Source organism: Mesomycoplasma neurolyticum (assembly GCF_900660485.1).
GTDB lineage: Bacteria > Bacillota_I > Bacilli_A > Mycoplasmatales > Metamycoplasmataceae > Mesomycoplasma_A > Mesomycoplasma_A neurolyticum.
In genome coordinates this window covers 398,991-417,941 of record NZ_LR214951.1, presented here as the reverse complement: position 1 = coordinate 417,941, position 18,951 = coordinate 398,991, and the positions used below count along the sequence as shown (strand labels likewise).

The 18,951-nt window shown below is 23.8% G+C and carries 11 protein-coding genes, 1 other RNA gene and 1 other annotated feature; of the genes, 10 read left to right on the top strand and 2 right to left on the bottom strand.

The window, feature by feature from the left end:
* Positions 1 to 972, top strand: a complete 972-nt coding sequence (locus tag EXC65_RS01820; protein ID WP_129719792.1) for a hypothetical protein — start codon at positions 1 to 3, stop codon at positions 970 to 972.
* A 3-nt stretch (positions 973 to 975) separates the two neighbouring features.
* Entirely contained in the window at positions 976 to 2,892 is a 1,917-nt protein-coding gene (locus EXC65_RS04590; RefSeq protein WP_232018829.1) for an AAA family ATPase, read from the top strand.
* A 194-nt stretch (positions 2,893 to 3,086) separates the two neighbouring features.
* Here EXC65_RS04590 and EXC65_RS01810 read toward each other — a convergent pair whose 3' ends face one another.
* Positions 3,087 to 4,994, bottom strand: coding sequence for a M13 family metallopeptidase (locus EXC65_RS01810; protein WP_129719791.1), 1,908 nt, complete (start codon positions 4,992 to 4,994; stop codon positions 3,087 to 3,089).
* A gap of 128 nt (positions 4,995 to 5,122) precedes the next feature.
* An RNA gene (rnpB, locus tag EXC65_RS01805) (RNase P RNA component class B) lies at positions 5,123 to 5,422 on the bottom strand.
* A gap of 93 nt (positions 5,423 to 5,515) precedes the next feature.
* Between rnpB and EXC65_RS01800 the strand changes: the two genes are divergently transcribed.
* The 8 genes from EXC65_RS01800 (at position 5,516) to EXC65_RS01765 (ending at position 18,816) form a co-directional block, all read left to right on the top strand.
* Positions 5,516 to 6,295, top strand: a complete 780-nt coding sequence (locus tag EXC65_RS01800) for a hypothetical protein (protein ID WP_129719790.1) — start codon at positions 5,516 to 5,518, stop codon at positions 6,293 to 6,295.
* Positions 6,217 to 7,560 (top strand): MAG0480 family ComEC-like protein, encoded by a 1,344-nt coding sequence (locus tag EXC65_RS01795; RefSeq protein ID WP_408631345.1) that lies wholly within the window; start codon positions 6,217 to 6,219, stop codon positions 7,558 to 7,560. The genes EXC65_RS01800 and EXC65_RS01795 overlap by 79 nt, the downstream gene beginning before the upstream one ends.
* Entirely contained in the window at positions 7,538 to 8,521 is a 984-nt protein-coding gene (gene holA / locus EXC65_RS01790; protein ID WP_129719788.1) for a DNA polymerase III subunit delta, read from the top strand. Before EXC65_RS01795 ends, holA begins: the two co-directional genes overlap by 23 nt.
* Positions 8,522 to 8,565: 44 nt before the next feature.
* Entirely contained in the window at positions 8,566 to 10,098 is a 1,533-nt protein-coding gene (locus tag EXC65_RS01785) for an alpha-amylase family glycosyl hydrolase (RefSeq protein ID WP_129719787.1), read from the top strand.
* 47 nt (positions 10,099 to 10,145) lie between these two features.
* Positions 10,146 to 10,218, top strand: a sequence feature (ribosomal protein L21 leader region).
* Between the two features lie 10 nt (positions 10,219 to 10,228).
* Positions 10,229 to 10,528, top strand: coding sequence for a 50S ribosomal protein L21 (gene rplU, locus EXC65_RS01780; RefSeq protein WP_129719786.1), 300 nt, complete (start codon positions 10,229 to 10,231; stop codon positions 10,526 to 10,528).
* A gap of 18 nt (positions 10,529 to 10,546) precedes the next feature.
* Positions 10,547 to 10,804, top strand: a complete 258-nt coding sequence (rpmA, locus tag EXC65_RS01775; RefSeq protein ID WP_129719785.1) for a 50S ribosomal protein L27 — start codon at positions 10,547 to 10,549, stop codon at positions 10,802 to 10,804.
* Positions 10,805 to 10,902: 98 nt separating this feature from the next.
* Positions 10,903 to 14,532 (top strand): DNA-directed RNA polymerase subunit beta, encoded by a 3,630-nt coding sequence (gene rpoB / locus EXC65_RS01770; protein ID WP_129719784.1) that lies wholly within the window; start codon positions 10,903 to 10,905, stop codon positions 14,530 to 14,532.
* 18 nt (positions 14,533 to 14,550) lie between these two features.
* A complete protein-coding gene (locus EXC65_RS01765; RefSeq protein WP_129719783.1) occupies positions 14,551 to 18,816 on the top strand; it encodes a DNA-directed RNA polymerase subunit beta' in 4,266 nt (1,421 codons plus the stop codon).
* Positions 18,817 to 18,951 lie beyond the last annotated feature (135 nt).

Sequence of the window (18,951 nt, the reverse complement as noted above, 5' to 3'; positions counted from 1 at the left end):
ATGAGTCATATAGCAAGTTTTACAATTGATAATCAAAATGAAAGCATTATTTCATGCCAAAATATAATTGATAAAATAAATAATGTTGTTGAAAAAAATATTTTTGATGAAGAATATAAAGAACTATTAATTGAAAAACGTACAATTTTAGAGAATAAAATTAATAACAGTATAGGTAAATACACTCAAACAGCAGGTTTTCAATTAATTAAAGAAATTGATACTTTATCTAAAGAAATTTCACATTTAATTTGAAATACAGCAATTATTGATTATTTAAATAGAGGGGCAGAGAGAGAAAAAGTTAATTTATATGAATATGTTGCGAAATATGGTTTTTTAGCTACAGAAGCAATTGAAAATTTAAAAAACAAAAATCAAAATATAACAAAAGATAATTTAGAAAAAGAAATAGAAATTATTAGACATCATGTCGTAGCTGAAGAAAAATTATTCCAATTTAAACAAAGAATTTTTGATTATATTGATAATTCTAATATTAATTCAGCTGATTTAAGATTTGAATTAAAAAATAAAATAAAAAATTTGAATACAGTACAAGAAATGGCAGATGCAACAGCATATGTTGATTCTAAAATTATTGAGATTGATAAAATAAATGATTTATCTAAAAATGTTTTAACAAGTTTAAAAAAAATTGAAGGTTTTATACAAAAAAAAGAACCAACATTAAAATTTGATAAAGAAAAGAAACATTTAGTAAAAACTTTTTATTTAATTAATAAAAATAATAATGAAGTTCAAATTAATATTAAAGGTAATATGCAAATTTTTTATAAACTAGGAAATTATATAGGTCATGCCTGTGAAAAAACAACTGAAAAATTATTAAATGATTTACAAAATTTAGGTTATGTTATAACAAATTTTAATATTACTAGAGAAATTGGAATAAGTAGTAATTTTGAGCGTAAAATGGCTTTAAAATTAAATGCAAAATCAAAGGGGTAATTTATGTCATATTTTCAAACCTTAAAGCAAATAAAAAATAAAATTAAGCACAAAAATATTATAATAATTTCTGGAAATGTTAATGATTTTATTTTTCCATCTGATTTAAAAGATGAAGAAATTCAAAATTTAGTAGATGATTTGCCATCATCAATATTTTTAAATTTAAGTCAATATATTTCATTGAATTTAAAAAATAAAGATTTTTCAAGAATAGAATATTTTGTTCCAGGACAAAAACCAAAAGAATTAACTTTAGATTTACACCAACAACTTTCCTTTAATAATGATAAAAATCAGGGTTATACTCCAAACAACAAAGATGATGAATTTGAAGAAGATAATATTCAAACATCTCCCCCTATTGAAAATTACATTAATGAATTAATTAATAATGTCAATAATTTAAAATTTTCAGATTTACCACAGAAACAAATAGCATATATTTTAGATTTAAGTGATTTATTATTAAAAGAAGTTAATTCAACTTTAATTGCTAATTTAATTTCAACTTTTGTACATATTAATGATTTTAATATACAAAAATATGTAGATAATCAATTTAAATTAATATTAATTTGCAAAAATAAAGATGATATAAATAATTTACTAATTAAAAATAATATTGAATTAAATTTTCATACAATTCATTTTCCAGATTCAGAAGAAAGAAAAAATTTTATTGAATCTAATTTAACTTCTTTTAATAATTATTTAATCACTAAAATAAAAAGTGAAACTAAAGAATTTAATGATGCAATTGCATTGACAAATGGTTTATCATTTCGTGAAATTATTCAAATGACTAAAGTTTTGAGTGAAAATAATACTTACAATGATTTTAAAGAATTATATAGAAGTATATTTTTTGACAAAAAAGAATCTGAATGAGAAAAAATAGATGAAGATAAGTTGAAATCATTTAAAGAAGAAATGAAAAAAAGAGTAAAAGGTCAAGATTTTGCTATACAACAAGTAGAAAAATCCTTGATTCGTTCATATGTAGGATTATCAGATTTATCAAATTCACATGATAATAAGAAAAAACCTAAAGGAATATTATTTTTCACAGGCCCTACAGGTACAGGAAAAACTGAATTATCAAAAGCATTTGCTGAGTTTGTTTTTGGTGATGAAAATAGTTTAATTAGATTTGATATGAGTGAATATAATCATGAACATAGTGATGAAAAATTAATTGGATCACCACCAGGTTATGTTGGGCATGAATCAGGTGGCCAACTTACAAATGCAGTAAAGCAAAAACCTTTTTCAGTTTTATTATTTGATGAAATAGAAAAAGCACATAATAAAATTTTAGATAAATTTTTACAAATTTTGGAAGATGGTAGACTTACATCATCACAAGGTGAATTGATTGATTTTTCTGAAACATTTATAATTTTTACTTCAAATATAGGTGTGAAAGAAACATTGAATTTACCAAAACAAACAGAACAAGATAATTTAATTGTTAGACAAACATTTAAAAAACAGATTGATAAATATTTTAACGAAACCTTAGGGCGACCTGAAATTTTGAATAGAATCGGTGAAAAAAATATAGTTCCTTTTAATTTCATTATTGATAATGAAATTATTAAAGAAATTATTTTAAATAGACTTGAGAAGCTAAAAAGTAATCTTTTTAAAGATAAAAATATTATGTTTAAACATAATGAAGATTCAGAAACAATTAAGAATTTAATTTTTAGAGTTAGACAAAATTTTAAACCAGAATATGGAGCAAGAGGTTTGATTTCTGAATTCGAAAAAGTTTTTATTGATAAATTAATTTATTTTTTATTTGAAAATAATAAAATAATTATTGAAAACAAACAAAACAAAAAAATTACAAATATTTTATTTGAATTTTCAAGTGAAAAAGGTGATTTTGTTTTTCAAATAATTAATACATAACTTTGTTATATTAAATATTTTTTAAACATAATAGTGATTATTAATATTTTCTTAATATCAGTAAACAAAGAATATTAAAATAAACATTGTTTTTTTGTTTTTTAAAAACAATGAATAAAATTTAATAACTTAAAATATTAAATATATATTAAAAAAGCACCAAGACTTAATCTTGGATGCTTTTTTAAATACTTTTATCAAATTTTAACTCTTTTTTGTGATGGAATAAACATTTTATCTTGTTCGTTTATATTGTATGTTCTATAGAATAAATCTTCATTTGCCACAACAACATTAACTCTAGCTTTGGCAGGAGCATGCACATCTGATTCAAGACGTCTTTTTGCAGCATTTTCAGTATATTTAGATTTTCAAATTTCAGCTCATGTTTCGAAAAATACTTTAGCATCAAAGTCTTTTTCTTTTTGTGCTGCACTAAGCGCACAACTAAAACCACCAATATCTGCTATATTTTCTGAAACAGTTAATTTACCATTAACTTTACCATATTCAGTTTCAAAACCATCATATAATTTTATAACTTGGTTTGTTTTCTCTTGAAATTGCTGATAATCTTCTTGAGTTCATCAATTATTTAAATTACCATTTTCATCAAAATTAGCGCCATTGTTGTCAAAACCATGCGATATTTCATGAGCAATAACAGCACCTATCCCTGAGTAATTTGCTGATGTAGATCTTTTGATGTCATAAAAAGGTTTGCTTAAAATACCTGCTGGAAATACCATTAAATTTTTAATTGGATCATAATAAGCATTAATTTCTATAGGACTCATTTTTCAATATTTGTCATTTTCTTTTTTATTATAAAGTGAAATTTTATATTTGTGTAAAATCAAACTAAATTTTTCAGCATTATTAACTAAATTACCATTCTCTGAATAATCATTAACTATAAACTCTTTATAAAATTGTTCAATTCTTTCAGGGAAACCAATCATTACTTTTAATTTTGAAAGTTTTTTAATTGCGGTGTTAATAGTATTTTGGCTTAATCAATTATTATTATTTAATCTTTCTGTGTATTCTTTGATGATGTTTTCAACCATAAATTCTACATCTTGTTTTGCTTTTTTACCAAAATATTTCTTAGCATAATAAAGACCAAAAGGCATTCCAAAGAATTTTAAAGTTAATGAAATAGCATAATCTTCCAATTTTTTCATTTTTTTAATAGAGTATGCAAATTTAGTGTATTCAAAAGCAATTTTTCTAATTTTTTCAGAAAGAAGACCAACATTTGAAAGTAAATTTTTAATAAAAAATAAAGCTTTATAATTTTCAAAATTTTTGTTATCGAAAATTTCATCAATTTTTGATAAATGTTCTAAATTTTGAACAGAAATTTTATTAATTTTTTTACCAAATGTTTCATCAATAACTTTCAAAATATCAATTTTTTTTGAAAAACTTCTAATTTCTTTTCTTGTTTTTAAATTATAAAGTGAAACATAATTTGAAAGTTGTTCAGGACTTAAAACATAATCTTTATATAAATTATCAAATTGGATGGCTTTTTTTATAAGTGTTTTTGCTTCTTCTTCGCTTTTGCCGTAATTTAACAAAAGTTTCATAACAACTCTTGTTCAAACTCTTAAATGTCTTTCTTTTTCTTTTTTATTCTCATATATTGTTTTATTTTCCAAAATTGTGGAGTGTTCCAAAATTCAAGCAATATTTTTGCTATCATTTTTAAAATCTTCCCCTACATCAATAGCTAAAGGTAAGTAAGTGAACATTTTATTATATTTTGATCAATTATTAAAAATTTCATCAAAAGAATTTATTCTTTCAATTTCATTTAACTTTGCTTTTATCGGACTTCAACCAAGTTCCTCTCTTTTTTCTTCATTTATAACAAGATTATAAAATTTTACAGCTTGCCTTAAATAAGGATTGTTTGGAATTTTATTAGGATTTTTGCTTCATTTTTTAAAAAGTTTTTTAATTAACTTTTCAATTTGAATTGCATTTTCCACTCAAGGACTAATAGATGTTTTATCATTAGGTATTTTGCTTTTTTCAAATCATTCTTGATTTATTGCATGGAAGAAATCATCTTTTAAATTAATTTTTGTCATTTTTACCCCTTATATTTGTAAATTTTTATTGCATAAAAAATATATATTATACATAATATAAATTATAAAACATTAATAAATAATAAGATAATAATGAATAAAAAAAAGGGAAATACCCCTTTTTTTGCATTTATAAGCCGCGTTCTGTAATTTATTTTAAAAATAAAACGTCAATTATTTATCTAAGTTATTAATTTAATAACTTCTAAACAAAAGTTGAATTTCCTTTGTTTAGTTCCCCTACCTAAATTTGGGTTTCTAGCTCATGGAGTTTACCGCGTTTCACCTTAATTTAATAAGCTCGTCTCTGTGGCACTTGTCGTCTAGGCCTAAGTTTATTGGACTTAGCATGAACACTACTGACATCTCAGTCAGTGCTAGCGCGGACTTTCCTCTATGTATTAAATACACAGCAATTGACCAATGCTTCATACATTATATATTAAATTTTTAAAATATTTATTATTTCTTATTTTTTTTTATTTTTAAATTTTTTGTTAATTATTTTCTATTTAAATTAAATGCTTAAATACAAAATCAAAAAAATAAAAATATTTTTTGGAATAGCAGTTTTTATTGCTATTAGTTCTTTATTTGGGTTTTTTTATTTTTTAAATATAAAAAATTCAAACAAGCAAAATTTAAGTTTAAATAAAAATCAGCAAAACAATTCTTTTATATCAGTCAGAACTCAAGGTGCTGTCAAATATGATATTAATTTTCCTTTTAAAAAAGGCGTAACTATTAGAGAAATTTTATTTAAAGCATCTGTTTTACCATCTGCAGATCTTTCTAATATAAATTTAGAAACTAAAATTTGAGAAAATAAAAATATTTATGTCCCTTTTGTGAAAAAAACAGAAAATATTCAAAAAGATATGTCATCTAAAAAAAATAATAAATTTAATTCAAAAAAAATAAGCAATGAAAATAAATTTTTGATAATAAATGATAAATCATCGATAAATAACACAAACAATAAAAATACTTATGAAGAAAAAGAAAAATTAAAACAAAAAAAAATAATTCAAAAAACAAAAAATACCCACAATCAAAATAAAGAAAAAAAAATTAAAAATAAAAAAACAAAAAATGATTTTGCAAAAGATGAATTATCACTAAATGATATTGATGAAGATTTTTTAACAAAAGCAAAAGTGAATAAAAATATTAGTGAAAAAATATTAAACTTTTTGAAAGAAAACAAGGATAAAAAAATTACATGAAAAGATATTGAAGCCATTTATGGGGTTGGACCAAAAACTATTGAAAAAATGCAAAATATTTTTATTCATGAATAATATTTTTTTTCTTATTATTGTTCACTATTTTATTTTTTAAAAATCCAAATCTTTTTATTTTTTTTGCAATTTTATTTTTATTTTTTTTGCTTTTGTTATGAAATGACAAATGAAAAATATTTATTTATTTTTTATTTGTTATATTTATTTTTTTGAAATTGCAGATTTATTATCAAGATATAAAAACATTTGAAATAAAAGATAAAATTGAAGTAAAATATGAAATTTTTAAAGATAACTTTTTACTAGAATATAAAAATAAAAAAATTCTTATATTTTCAAAAAACATCAGACAAAATTCATTCTATTTTGCAGATTTATTGATTGAAAAAATTAATAATGATCCAAAAAATAACTATTGGTTTTCACAAGAAATTTTTTATAAAGTTTCTAAAATAAATAAATTAGAGTTTGCTAATAAAAATATTAATTTTTTAACACAAATACAGGATTTTATTTTAAATTCAAAAAAAAATTATTTAAAATTTATACCTTTATTGTTATTAGGGAAAAACTATTTAGAAAATAATGAAGTTGTAAATATTTTAAAAAAAATACAAATTTACCATTTATTTGTTATTTCTGGTTTTCACATTGGGTTTATAAAAGTTATTTTTTTTAAATTTTTGAGTTGGACAAAAATTAAGAATTGAATTATTTTCATTTTATTTTTGATTTTTTCCTTTTTTTATTTAACTATTTTAAATTTTCCTATTTCAGCAATAAGGGCTTTTGTATTTTTGTTTTTAATTGAAATAAATAAAAATATTTTTAATAAAAAATACAAAAATTATGAGATTTTAATTTTTGTGGGGTTAGTTTTTATTGTAAAAAATATTTATATCATTTTTTCTATTTCGTTTATTTTGAGTTTTTTTATATCATTGATCATTATTCTGATAATCAACTTAAAGATTAAAAGCAAAATATTAAATTTTATTTTTATTTCTATTTTTGCAAATATTGCATCTTTTTTTATTTTAAATTTTTTTGGTAATTATAATTACAATGTTTTTTCAATTTTCAATTCCATTATTTTTACACCTTTTATTTCATTTTTTTATATTTTTACCTTGATATTTTTTTGAAGTAAAAATTTTCTAGATTTTATTTGTGGAAATATTTTATACTTCTTAACAATTATTTCTAATTATCAAATAATTATAGAAATTCCAATACCAAAAAAAGTTATTATTTTATTTGTCATTGTACATTTCTTGTTTTTGCCATTAATTAAAAAAAATGAAAAAAAATTCAATAAATAATGTAAGATATAAACAAATGTATTTTTTTTATGGTGATGAGCGCTTTTTAATAAATTTAGAAGTTAAAAAAGTAATAAATAATTATTTTAATTATGATTTAGTTAAAATTAACGATGAAATTGAAATCAATGATTTTTTATCAAAAATAGATAATTTTAGTTTGTTTGAAAAAACTGAAATTTTTATTATTAGTAATTTAATTTTTTTACAAAAAAACGATGATAATAAAAACAAAAAAATAATTGAAATTTTGCAAAAAAATATTCAAAATAAAAATAAAATTTTTATTTTTACATTTTTATTAGAGAAAAAAGAAGTGTTAAATAAAAATAATTTATTATTTAATTTTTTAATAAAAAATAGTAATTTTAAAGAAATTTCAAAAATAAAAGAAAATGAAATTGAAAAATATACTAAAAAAATAATAGAATCAAACAAACTGAAAATTTCAAATATTAATTTTTTAAAATTAGTTTCAAAATTACCAAATAATTTAGATTTAATTGTTAATGAAATAAAAAAATTATCTTATTTTAATAATGAAGAAATTACAGAATTAGCTATTGATAATTTAGTTATGGATTTTGCATCTGAAAATGATTTCGCGTTTATAGAAACATTTATTAAACTAGATTTTCAAAATCTTTTTAATGAAAGCCAAAAAAAAATTAATAGTGGTGTTCCTAGAAGTTTATTATTATCACAAATTAATTCGTTTTTATGAATAGTTAATATTGTGGATATTTTTAAGAAAAAATTTTCACTTGATGAATTATCAATAAAATTCGGTATTAAAATTTTTAGGCTAAAAAAAGCTGAATTATTTTTAAATAAATATTCAGCAAAAAAGGCTAGAAAATTAATTAATTCATGTTTTAAAATTGATGAAAAATTAAAAAAAGGCCAAATTAGTGATAAATTAGCTTTTGATTTATTTTTTTTAAATTTCTTAACTAATTAATTTTTAGCAAAAATATTTAAACTTTACTTATAATTTAAAAAGTCATGAATAAAATGAATGAAATTTATTATAAACTTAATTATTGATATTTTTATGATTCAAACTCATCAGGTATTGGCGATTATAATGGTATTTTAGAAAAAATAAATTATTTCAAAAAATTAAAAATAAATAATTTAATTTTTGATTCTTTTTTAGAAAATTATGAAGAAATAACAAATAATCTTTTTATAAAAAAACATTTTGGTTCTTTTGAAGATTTACAAAAATTAATTAAAAAATCAAAAAAAATAGGAATTAAGATTTCAATGATATTTGATTTTAAAAAAATTAATGAATATTCAAAATTACTTAAAAATTTTGAAATTATAAATAGTTCTGAAAATCAAGATTTTTTAAATTTAACATTTAAAAAAACTAGTTCATACTATATTGAAAAAGTCAATGATAAAATTAATAATTTTGTTTTTGATTCAAATGAAATAAAAAAAATTTTTTTCAAAATAATGAATTTATATATTGAATTAGGAATTGACAAAATTATTTTGAAAAATATTGATTATTTGTCTGAAAAAATGCAAGTTAATAAGAAAAAATTATTTATCTTTATAAATAATTTAATTAAAAATATTGAAAACAAAAAGAAATTGATTTTCATAGGTCAATTTAATTTTTATTTTTTTCATAAAAATTCACTTGAAATTATTAGACAAATTAAAAAGTTTAGTTTTGATGAATATTTTTTAGATTTTTGGTCTGAATTTTTAATAAATAAAAAAAATAATCAAGATTTGTTAAAAAAATACAGCCATAAAGTAATGAAATATTTAATTAAAAAAATCATTAAATTTCCAAAAAAAGTTATTTTTTTATTTAACAATGATGAATATGCAAAAATTAATTCTCGTTTCTTTTTTTCAAATGATATAAAAGTTTTTTTTAATAAATTAATGGCAGCAATTTTTATTTTAAATAATCATAATATTTATATTTTGCAAGGTGATGAAATTGGGCAAGAAAATATTAATTTTGAATATGAAGATTATTTATATGATAAAAAAGAATATTTAAGATCAAAAGATATAAATTTATTTCCTAATAACAAAAAAGAAAGTGATTTTATAACTAGGAGTTTATTGTCTAAATTAAATAATAAAGCGATTTTTGCTTGAAACTCAGATTCTTCACTTGGTTTTAATTTTAAAAAAATATTGTATTTTGCAACACCTAAAAATTATAAAATAAACAATCTTGAGACTAATTTAGAAAATAGAGATTCATTATTTTTATGATATAAGAATTTAATAGACTTTAAAAATTTGTTTTCTGATTCATTGCCTACATATAAAAATTCTAAAATATCTAGTCATTTTTTAAATCCTAAAATTTTATTTATAAAAATCAAAAAAATAAATAAAAATGTAATATTTGTAATAAATTTATCAAAAAAAGAAACAAGATTTTTATTTAATTTTAGCAATTATGTATGCAAAATAAACAGCTACAATTGAACTGGGATAATAGATAATTTTAAAACCCTTAAACCTTTTCAATTTTTAGTTTTAGAAAAAAAATAGTTTTTTTATTTGGTGAAAAAAAAATTTTTATTATAATTGTAAATGTTACTTATATGTAACCATTCTAAAAAGGCTTTAAAACATTATCATGTTGCCTCAAAGATGAGACTTATTATAAGGGGAGGACAAAATGTTCGCGATTATTAAAACAGGTGGAAAACAACTTTTAGTTAAAAAAGATGACACTATTTTTATTGAAAAAATTAATGTTGAAGAAGGTAAAGAAGTTGTTTTTGATGAAGTTTTATTAGTAGGTTCTAAAATTGGAACACCTTTTGTTTCAAATGCATCTGTTAAAGGTGTTGTTGAAAAACAAGGGAAATCAAAAAAAATTATTGTATATCGTCACAATGCTAAATCAACACACAAAAGAAAGCTTGGGCACCGTCAACCATATACACGTGTTAAAATAACTGAAATTAAATTGTAGGAAAAGAGGTATTGATAAATGGCAAAAACCAAAGCAGCTGGATCCACCAGAAATGGTAGAGATTCAGCAGGTAGACGTTTAGGTGTTAAACTAAGTGATGGACAATATGCAAGTGCTGGAGCAATTATTTTAAGACAAAGAGGTACAAAAATTTTCCCTGGCTTAAATGTTGGTAGAGGAAATGATGATACTTTATATTCATTAATTGATGGATATGTTAAATTCGAAAGAAAAAGAAATAGAAAAGTTGCTTCTGTTTATGCAAATGAAAATTAGTTTTTTTTAAAACACTATAACTAGTCTTGTTATGTTTTTTATAATAAGATTAGTTTTTTTGTTTATATCAAAAAGTATAAAAAATATTGGAGTTGAACATGGAATATAAAATTAGAAAATTTGGTTCAAAAACAGAAAGACGTGATTATTCAAAAACTAAAATAACTTTAGACACTCCTGATTATTTAGAAACTCAAAGAAAATCATTTAATTGATTTTTAAAAGAAGGGATTGAAGAGTCTCTTGCAAAAATTTATCCAATTATTTCTTCAAATGGAAAAATAGAAATTGAGTTTATAAAAGGTAGCGTAAGAATAGAAAAACCTAAAAATGAATTTAAAGCTATACAAGAGGCTAAACAAAAAGGAACTTCTTATGTAGGTAAAATTATTGCTCTTTTAAGAAAGCATACTGTTGAAACAGGTGAAATTGATGAAAGAGAAGTTTTATATGGAGAAATCCCCTTGATGTCAAAAGGCGGAACTTTCATTATAAATGGTTCAGAAAAAGTTGTTGTTTCACAATTGATAAGATCACCAGGTGCTTATTTTGGTAAAAATGTTCGTAATAAACAAGCAGATGACCTTTTTAACAAAGTTGAACTATTACCTGATGTGGGTTCATGACTTGAAATTTTTCATAGAGTAACTGGTAATACAATTGATACAATAAAGTTTAGAATTGATAAACACAAAAATATTCCTTTAATTACATTCTTAATTGCTTTAGGTTTTAAAAGAAAAACAATTGTTGAACTTTTTGGTGAATCTGATGTTTTATTAGAATCTCTAAAAAAAGAGAAAAAAATTGAAGAAGATGAGCAAAAAGGTAAATTAGAAAATATCTACAGAATTATTAGAAAAGGTGATAGAGTAACAGAAGATGCTACATGAAATTTTTTACCTAATACATTGTTTAATGAAAGAAGATATAATTTATCAAAAACAGGTAGATACAAATTAAATAAAAAGCTTAATTTAATCGAAAGAATAATCGAGACATATTTAGCTGAAGATTTGGTTAATGAGTATGGTGAAGTTTTATATGAAAAAGGGACTTTTATAACTTCTAGTTTAGCTAGAGAAATTCAAAAACAATTTGAAAAAGGAACACTACCACTTACAATAATTCCAGATATTGAGGTTGAAAAAGTATATGGTAAGCAACTTAATATTAATCCAAATTTAGCTACAAAAAATAAAGTAATAATGATTAAGGTTTGACCAAATAAAAAATCATTTGAAACAAATGCAAAACCAGTTTTAGTTATTTCTAACGATCCTAATTCTACTGAAATGCATTTAGTATTACCTGATATTATTGCGATTATTTCATATTACTTTAACTTAATTTTTAATTTAGGTAAAGATGATGATTTAGATTCATTAATTAATAAAAGAATTGTTGCTGTTGGAGAACTATTACAAAAACAATTTTTACTTGGTTTATTAAAATTAGAAAAAAATACTAAAGAAAAACTTTCTTCAAAAGAAAGTGATAAAATTAATCCAAAAAATATTACTAATAATAAACCTATTTACAACCAGTTTAAAACATTTTTCAACACATCAAAATTATCACAATTTATGGATCAAGTTAATCCATTATCTGAACTTGCAAACAAAAGAAGAATCACATCACTAGGACCTGGTGGTTTAAATAGAGAAACTGCACAATTTGAAGTGCGGGTTGTTCACTCTACTTATTATGGTAGAATTTGTCCTATTGAAACACCTGAAGGTCAAAACATTGGACTTATTTTAAACTTAGCTACATATTCAAAAATAGATGATTTTGGTTTTATTCAAACACCATATTTCCCTGTTAAAAATGGGGTTGTAAATTATGGTGAAGTAAAATGATTAACAGCTGTAGATGAATATGGATATACTTTTGCCCAGTCATCAGTAACTATTGATGAAAATAATAAAATTATTGATGAATTTATTACAGTTAGAAAAGATTATCAATATTTAATTGTAAAACCAGAAGAAATTGATTATATTGCTGTTGCTTCAAAACAAATGACTTCAATTGCTTCAAGTGCTATTCCTTTTTTGGAAAATGATGATTCTAACCGGGTATTGATGGGTGCTAACATGCAAAGACAAGCTGTACCTTTAATTGAAGCGGAAGCTCCATTAATTGGTACAGGGGTTGAACATGATATTGCAAAATATGCTGCTACAAATATTAGAGCATTTAACTCGGGAATAGTTACTTATGTTGATGCAAAAACTATTAAAATCAAACCTTTTGATGAAAATTTAGAAGAAGATATTTACTATTTAAAAAGTTTTCAAAAATCTAACCAAGGTACAACAATTAATCAAATTCCAACTGTTGAAGTAGGGGAGACAATTGAAAAAGGTCAACTAGTTTGTGATGGACCATCTACTAAAGATGGAGAATTGGCTCTTGGTAAAAATGTTCTTGTTGCTTTCACTACATGACATGGTTATAATTTTGAGGATGCTATTATCATTAGTGAAAAACTTGTTAAAGATGATGTATTCACATCAATTCATATTGAAGAACAAACAATTCAATTTAGAACATCTAAAGCTGGTGATGATACATTAACTAGTGAAATTCCTAATGCATCTACTCGTTCAAAAAGACATTTAGATGAAAACGGAATTGTAAGAGTAGGATCAGAAGTAAATACTGGTGATATTTTAGTTGGGAGAATTAGCCCTAAAGGTGAAGATAATCCAACTCCTGAAGAAAAATTACTTAATGCAATTTTTGGTAATAAAGGAAGTAATCAAAAAGACACATCACTAAAAGTAAAACATGGTGATGCTGGAACAGTTATTGATGTGCAAATTATCTCAAGAGCAAATGGTGACATCTTAGAAGATGGAATTGATAAAATAGTTAAAGTTTTCATTGCTCAAAAAAGAAAAATTAAAGTTGGAGATAAAATGGCGGGTCGTCATGGAAATAAAGGGGTTATTTCTTTAGTTTTACCTGTTGAAGATATGCCATATTTAGAAGATGGAACACCAATTGACATTTTATTAAATCCACAAGGGGTTGCTTCAAGGATGAATATTGGACAAGTTTTAGAGCTTCACTTAGGGATGGCAGCTAAAAAATTAAATGTAAAATTTGTTTCACCAGTTTTTGATGGTATTAAAAATGAAAGTCTTGATTCTATTTTGAAAGAAGCTGATTTACCAGAAAGTGGAAGATTTACTCTCTATGATGGAATTACAGGAAAACAATATGATTCTAAAGTTTCTGTTGGTGTTATGTATATGCTTAAACTTCAACATATGGTTGATGACAAGATAAATGCTCGTAGTGTTGGGCCTTATTCATTAATTAGTCAACAACCACTTGGTGGAAAATCACAAAATGGTGGACAAAGATTTGGAGAAATGGAAACATGAGCATTGGAAGCTTTTGGTGCTGCAACAGTTCTTCAAGAATTATTAACTTATAAATCTGATAATATTATTGGAAGAAATACTTTATATAATATTTTAATTTCTGGGGGTGATATTCCAAAACCAGGGATGCCTGAATCATTCAATGTTCTTGCTTATGAACTTAGAGGTCTTAATATTAAACTTGAAGTTCATAAAAAGAATTTTGAAAATAATTACCTTCGCTATGAAGAGATGGAAGGTTATGAAAATGAACTTGCACTTAGTGATGAATACAGCGATGATGTATTAAAAAATTATTTAGATGATAATGATGAAGAAAATTATAATTAATAAGAAGGGAAAATAAATATGGAAAAAATTCAAAAAGTTTCTCGTAAATATGCATCTATTGATGAAAATACAATTGAAAAAATTTCACTTTCTATTGCAACATCAAAAGATGTTTTAGAATGATCTAATGGTGAAGTTACTAAACCTGAAACTATTAACTATAAAACCTTCAAACCTGAAAGAGAAGGATTATTTGATGAATTAATTTTTGGACCTATCATCGATTTTAAATGTTCTATTTGTGGTAAAAAATACAAAAAATCAAATGAAGGTACAATTTGTACTGTATCTGAACAATGTAAAAAACTAAAATCAACAATTTTAGCTAAAATTTCAAGAAGATCAAGAATGGGGCATATTGAACTTGAATCACCTGTGGTTCACTTTTGATATTTCAGAATTGATCACTCTATCATTTCAAAATTATTAGGAATTAAAGTGGATGATAACAAAAATCGTCCAGTTTCTAAATCATCATTAGAGTCATTGATTTATTATAAAAGTCATATTATCCTTGAATCGGGAGGGATCAAAGCTTTACCAAAAAATTTAATTATCGAATTAAATGAAGCTGCTATTATTTATCGTGATGCTCTAAAGGAAATTCAAAAAAAACACGATCCTGAATCCGAGGCATATAAAGAACTTGATGAAGCTTTAAGAAATTTAAGTGATCACTCTAGCTCTAAGGTTGGAAAAGAATATGGAATTGATTTTTATGAACTAAATGAAATTATTGAAGAGTATTCAGATGCTAGAATTGGCACAGGTGCTAAAGCTATCGAATATTTATTAGATAAATTGGATTTACAAAAAGAAAAAGAAAGTATTTGAGCTGAAGTTCAAGAAATTCAATCTCTTCCAAAAGAAAAAATTACTAATTCTAAAATTCAAGAGCGTGATAAACTCTACAAAAGACTACAAGTTATAAATGCCTTTATTAATTCCAAACAAGATCCAAAATCAATGTTAATTAAACATTTACCTGTTATTCCTGCTGATTTAAGACCTTTAATTCAACTTGATGCAGGTCGTCATTCAACTAGTGATATTAATGAATTATATCGTCGTATCATTATTAGAAACAATCGTCTAAAAAAATGAAATGAAACAGATGCGCCAATGCTTATTATTCAAAATGAACTTAGAATGATACAAGAAGCAGTTGATGCATTAATTGATAACCAAAGAAAAAGTCCTCAAGCTACACCATCAAAAGATGGACGACCACTTAAGTCAATATCTGATGCACTTACAAGGAAAAAAGGTCGTTTTAGACAAAACCTTTTAGGAAAAAGAGTGGATTACTCTGGACGTAGTGTTATTGTTGTTGGACCAAATTTAAAAATGCACCAAGCTGGTATTCCAAGAGAAATGGCAGCAAAATTATTTGAGCCATTAATTATTAAAAGATTAATTGATGAAAATATTTCAAGTTCAATTAAAAGTGCAAGAAAAGCAATTGATGGACTAGATCCAAAAATTTGACCTCATGTTGAAAAAGTCATTGAAGGAAAATTGGTTCTATTAAATAGAGCACCTTCACTTCACCGTTTATCAATTAGAGCTTTTGAACCTGTTTTAGTAAGAGGGAGAGCTATCAAACTTCACCCTTTAGTTACAGCGGGATTTAATGCTGACTTCGATGGTGATCAAATGGCTGTCCATGTGCCTATTAGTCCTGAAGCTATTCGTGAATCACGTGAATTAATGCTTGCAAATAGAAATATTTTAGGTCCTAAAGATGGTGAACCTATTGTTAACCCATCACAAGATATGATTTTAGGTCTTTATTACTTAACTCAAGAGCTTCGTGATGACCGTAGTGCAAAAGGTGAAGGTAGTTATTATGGAACTTATAATGATTTAATCAGAGCTTATGAAGCTGGTGCTGTAAGTCTTAATTCAAGAGTTGCCTTACCTTACAACGAAGTTAAAAAAACTGTAAAAATTCATTCTAATTTAATTGTTTCTTCAGTAGGTAAATTTATTTTTAATAATGCCTTACCACAAAGTTTTCCTTTTATTTTTGACACAGATGTAGATAATTTACAAGAAACTCAAGAGAAAAAATTGGAAAAATACACTGTACCAAAAGGTCATAATCTTTTAGAATTTATTGAAAATCTTGACTATAACAAGCCACTTACAAAAAAACATATTGCTAAAATTATTAGACAAATTTATGATGCATTTGACATTGTGGTTTCTATGGAAGATGTTGCAAGTGTTATTAAAAAAATGTCATTTGATGATGAAGAAAATGACATTTATGAAAATGCTCTTAATTTATATTCTAAATTAATTGACTATAAAGAAGATGTTATTTCTCCTCAACATGCAGTAAATTTAGCTAAATTTACAAAAGAAGAATTTGTCAAACTTACACGTAAATTAGGTAAAGGTATTAAATATAATGATTTTGACTTTTCTTTAGAAAATGAAATTAAAATCGAACTTTTAACAAATGTTTGATTTAGATATACTAATTTAGTAGCTGAAATTCTTGACAAAATTAAAGATTTAGGTTTTGAATATTCAACTATTTCCGGAACATCAATTTCAATTGATGAAATGCGTTCAGAAGTTGAAAAACAAAAATACATTCAAGAAGGTGATGCATATATTTCCAATTTAAATGAATTTTTCAAAATAGGGATGCTTACAGATGATGAAAGATATACCTTAAGTATTGATAAATGAATTCAAGTTAAAGAAAAAATTCAAAAAGAATTAGCTGATGTAGTTGAAAAAATGGATAATAATTCATTATTTATGATGATGAAATCAGGAGCTAGAGCAAATATTTCTAACTTTGTTCAATTATCAGGGATGAGGGGATTGATGGCTAATAACGTTAAAACTCTTAAAGCTGATGCTGAAAATGATAGAGTTGTGCGTTCAACTGTTGAGGTACCAGTTAAAAGTTCCTTCTTAGAAGGGCTTACCTCTTTTGAGTTCTATTCATCAACTCACGGGGGGAGAAAAGGACTTACAGATACAGCTCTTAACACAGCTAAATCAGGTTATTTAACTCGTCGTTTAGTTGATGTTGCCCAAAATATAGTTGTAAAAGAAAATGACTGTGGTTCAGACTTCGGCTACATTGTTCGTGATATTATTGATACTAAAACTAAAACTACAATTGTTTCATTGTATGAAAGAATTGAAGGGAGATACACTAACTCAGCGATTTATCATCCAATTACAAATGAATTAATTATTAATAAAAATAAATTTATTACAGCTGAAATTGCTAATAAAATTATTGATGCAGGAATCACTGAAGTTGATATTAGATCTATTTTAAGTTGTCATGTTCGCAATGGTGTATGTAAAAAATGTTATGGTAAAGATCTTGCAACTAATAGAATTGTTGCAATAGGTGAAGCGGTTGGAATTATAGCTGCACAATCAATTGGTGAACCAGGAACACAGCTTACCATGCGTACTTTCCACTCTGGAGGGGTTGCCGGTGTTGAAGATATTACAGGTGGTTTTGCTAGATTAATTGAATTAATTGATGCTTATGATCGTCCATGAGGTAAACCAGCTTTAATTTCACCTTTCAAAGGTATTATTAAATCAATTGAAGAAGTAAAAGATAAAAACACTAAATTAAATACAGGAGCTTTTTTAGTTAGAATGGAATACACTTCAAATGACAATAATGAAGTATTAATTAAATCATTCTTTGTGCAACAAAACCAAAAATTAAGAGTAACTGTAGGTGATAGTGTAGTACCAGGGCAAAAAATTACCGAAGGTCCTATTATTTTAAAAGAATTACTTAATTACACAGATGCAAGAAAAGTGCAAAATTATTTATTAAAAGAAATTCAGAGACTTTATAGAATGCAAGGTATTGCAATTAGTGATAAGTATATTGAAATCATTATTCGTCAAATGCTTTCTAAAATTTTAATTAAAGATGCAGGTGATTCAGAATTATTCGTTGGTACATTTGTTGATGTTTTTGAATATCAAGAAGTAAATGGTAAATTATTAGCACAAAAGAAAAAGCCAGCATTTGGGGAAATGATTATTAAAGGTGCAAAACAAACACCATTATTATCAGATTCGTTTTTAGCTGCTGCTTCATACCAAGAGACATCAAAAATTTTAGTTCATGCTTCTATTTCATCACAAGTTGATAAACTAGAAGGACTAAAAGAAAATATTATTGTTGGACATAAAATTCCTGCTGGAACTAATTCAAAATATGAACATAAATCCAAATATGATATTAAAGATCCAGCTTGATACTTCAAAAAAAATATCTAAAAAATTATTTGTTTTTTAAGCAAACACACTAAAAATGTGTTTGTTTTTTTGTATTTTATAGATTCGATCAAGCAATATTTTTTTTGAATAAAGAATTCAAATGTTTTTTTTATTTTTTTGCTAACTTTAAAATTT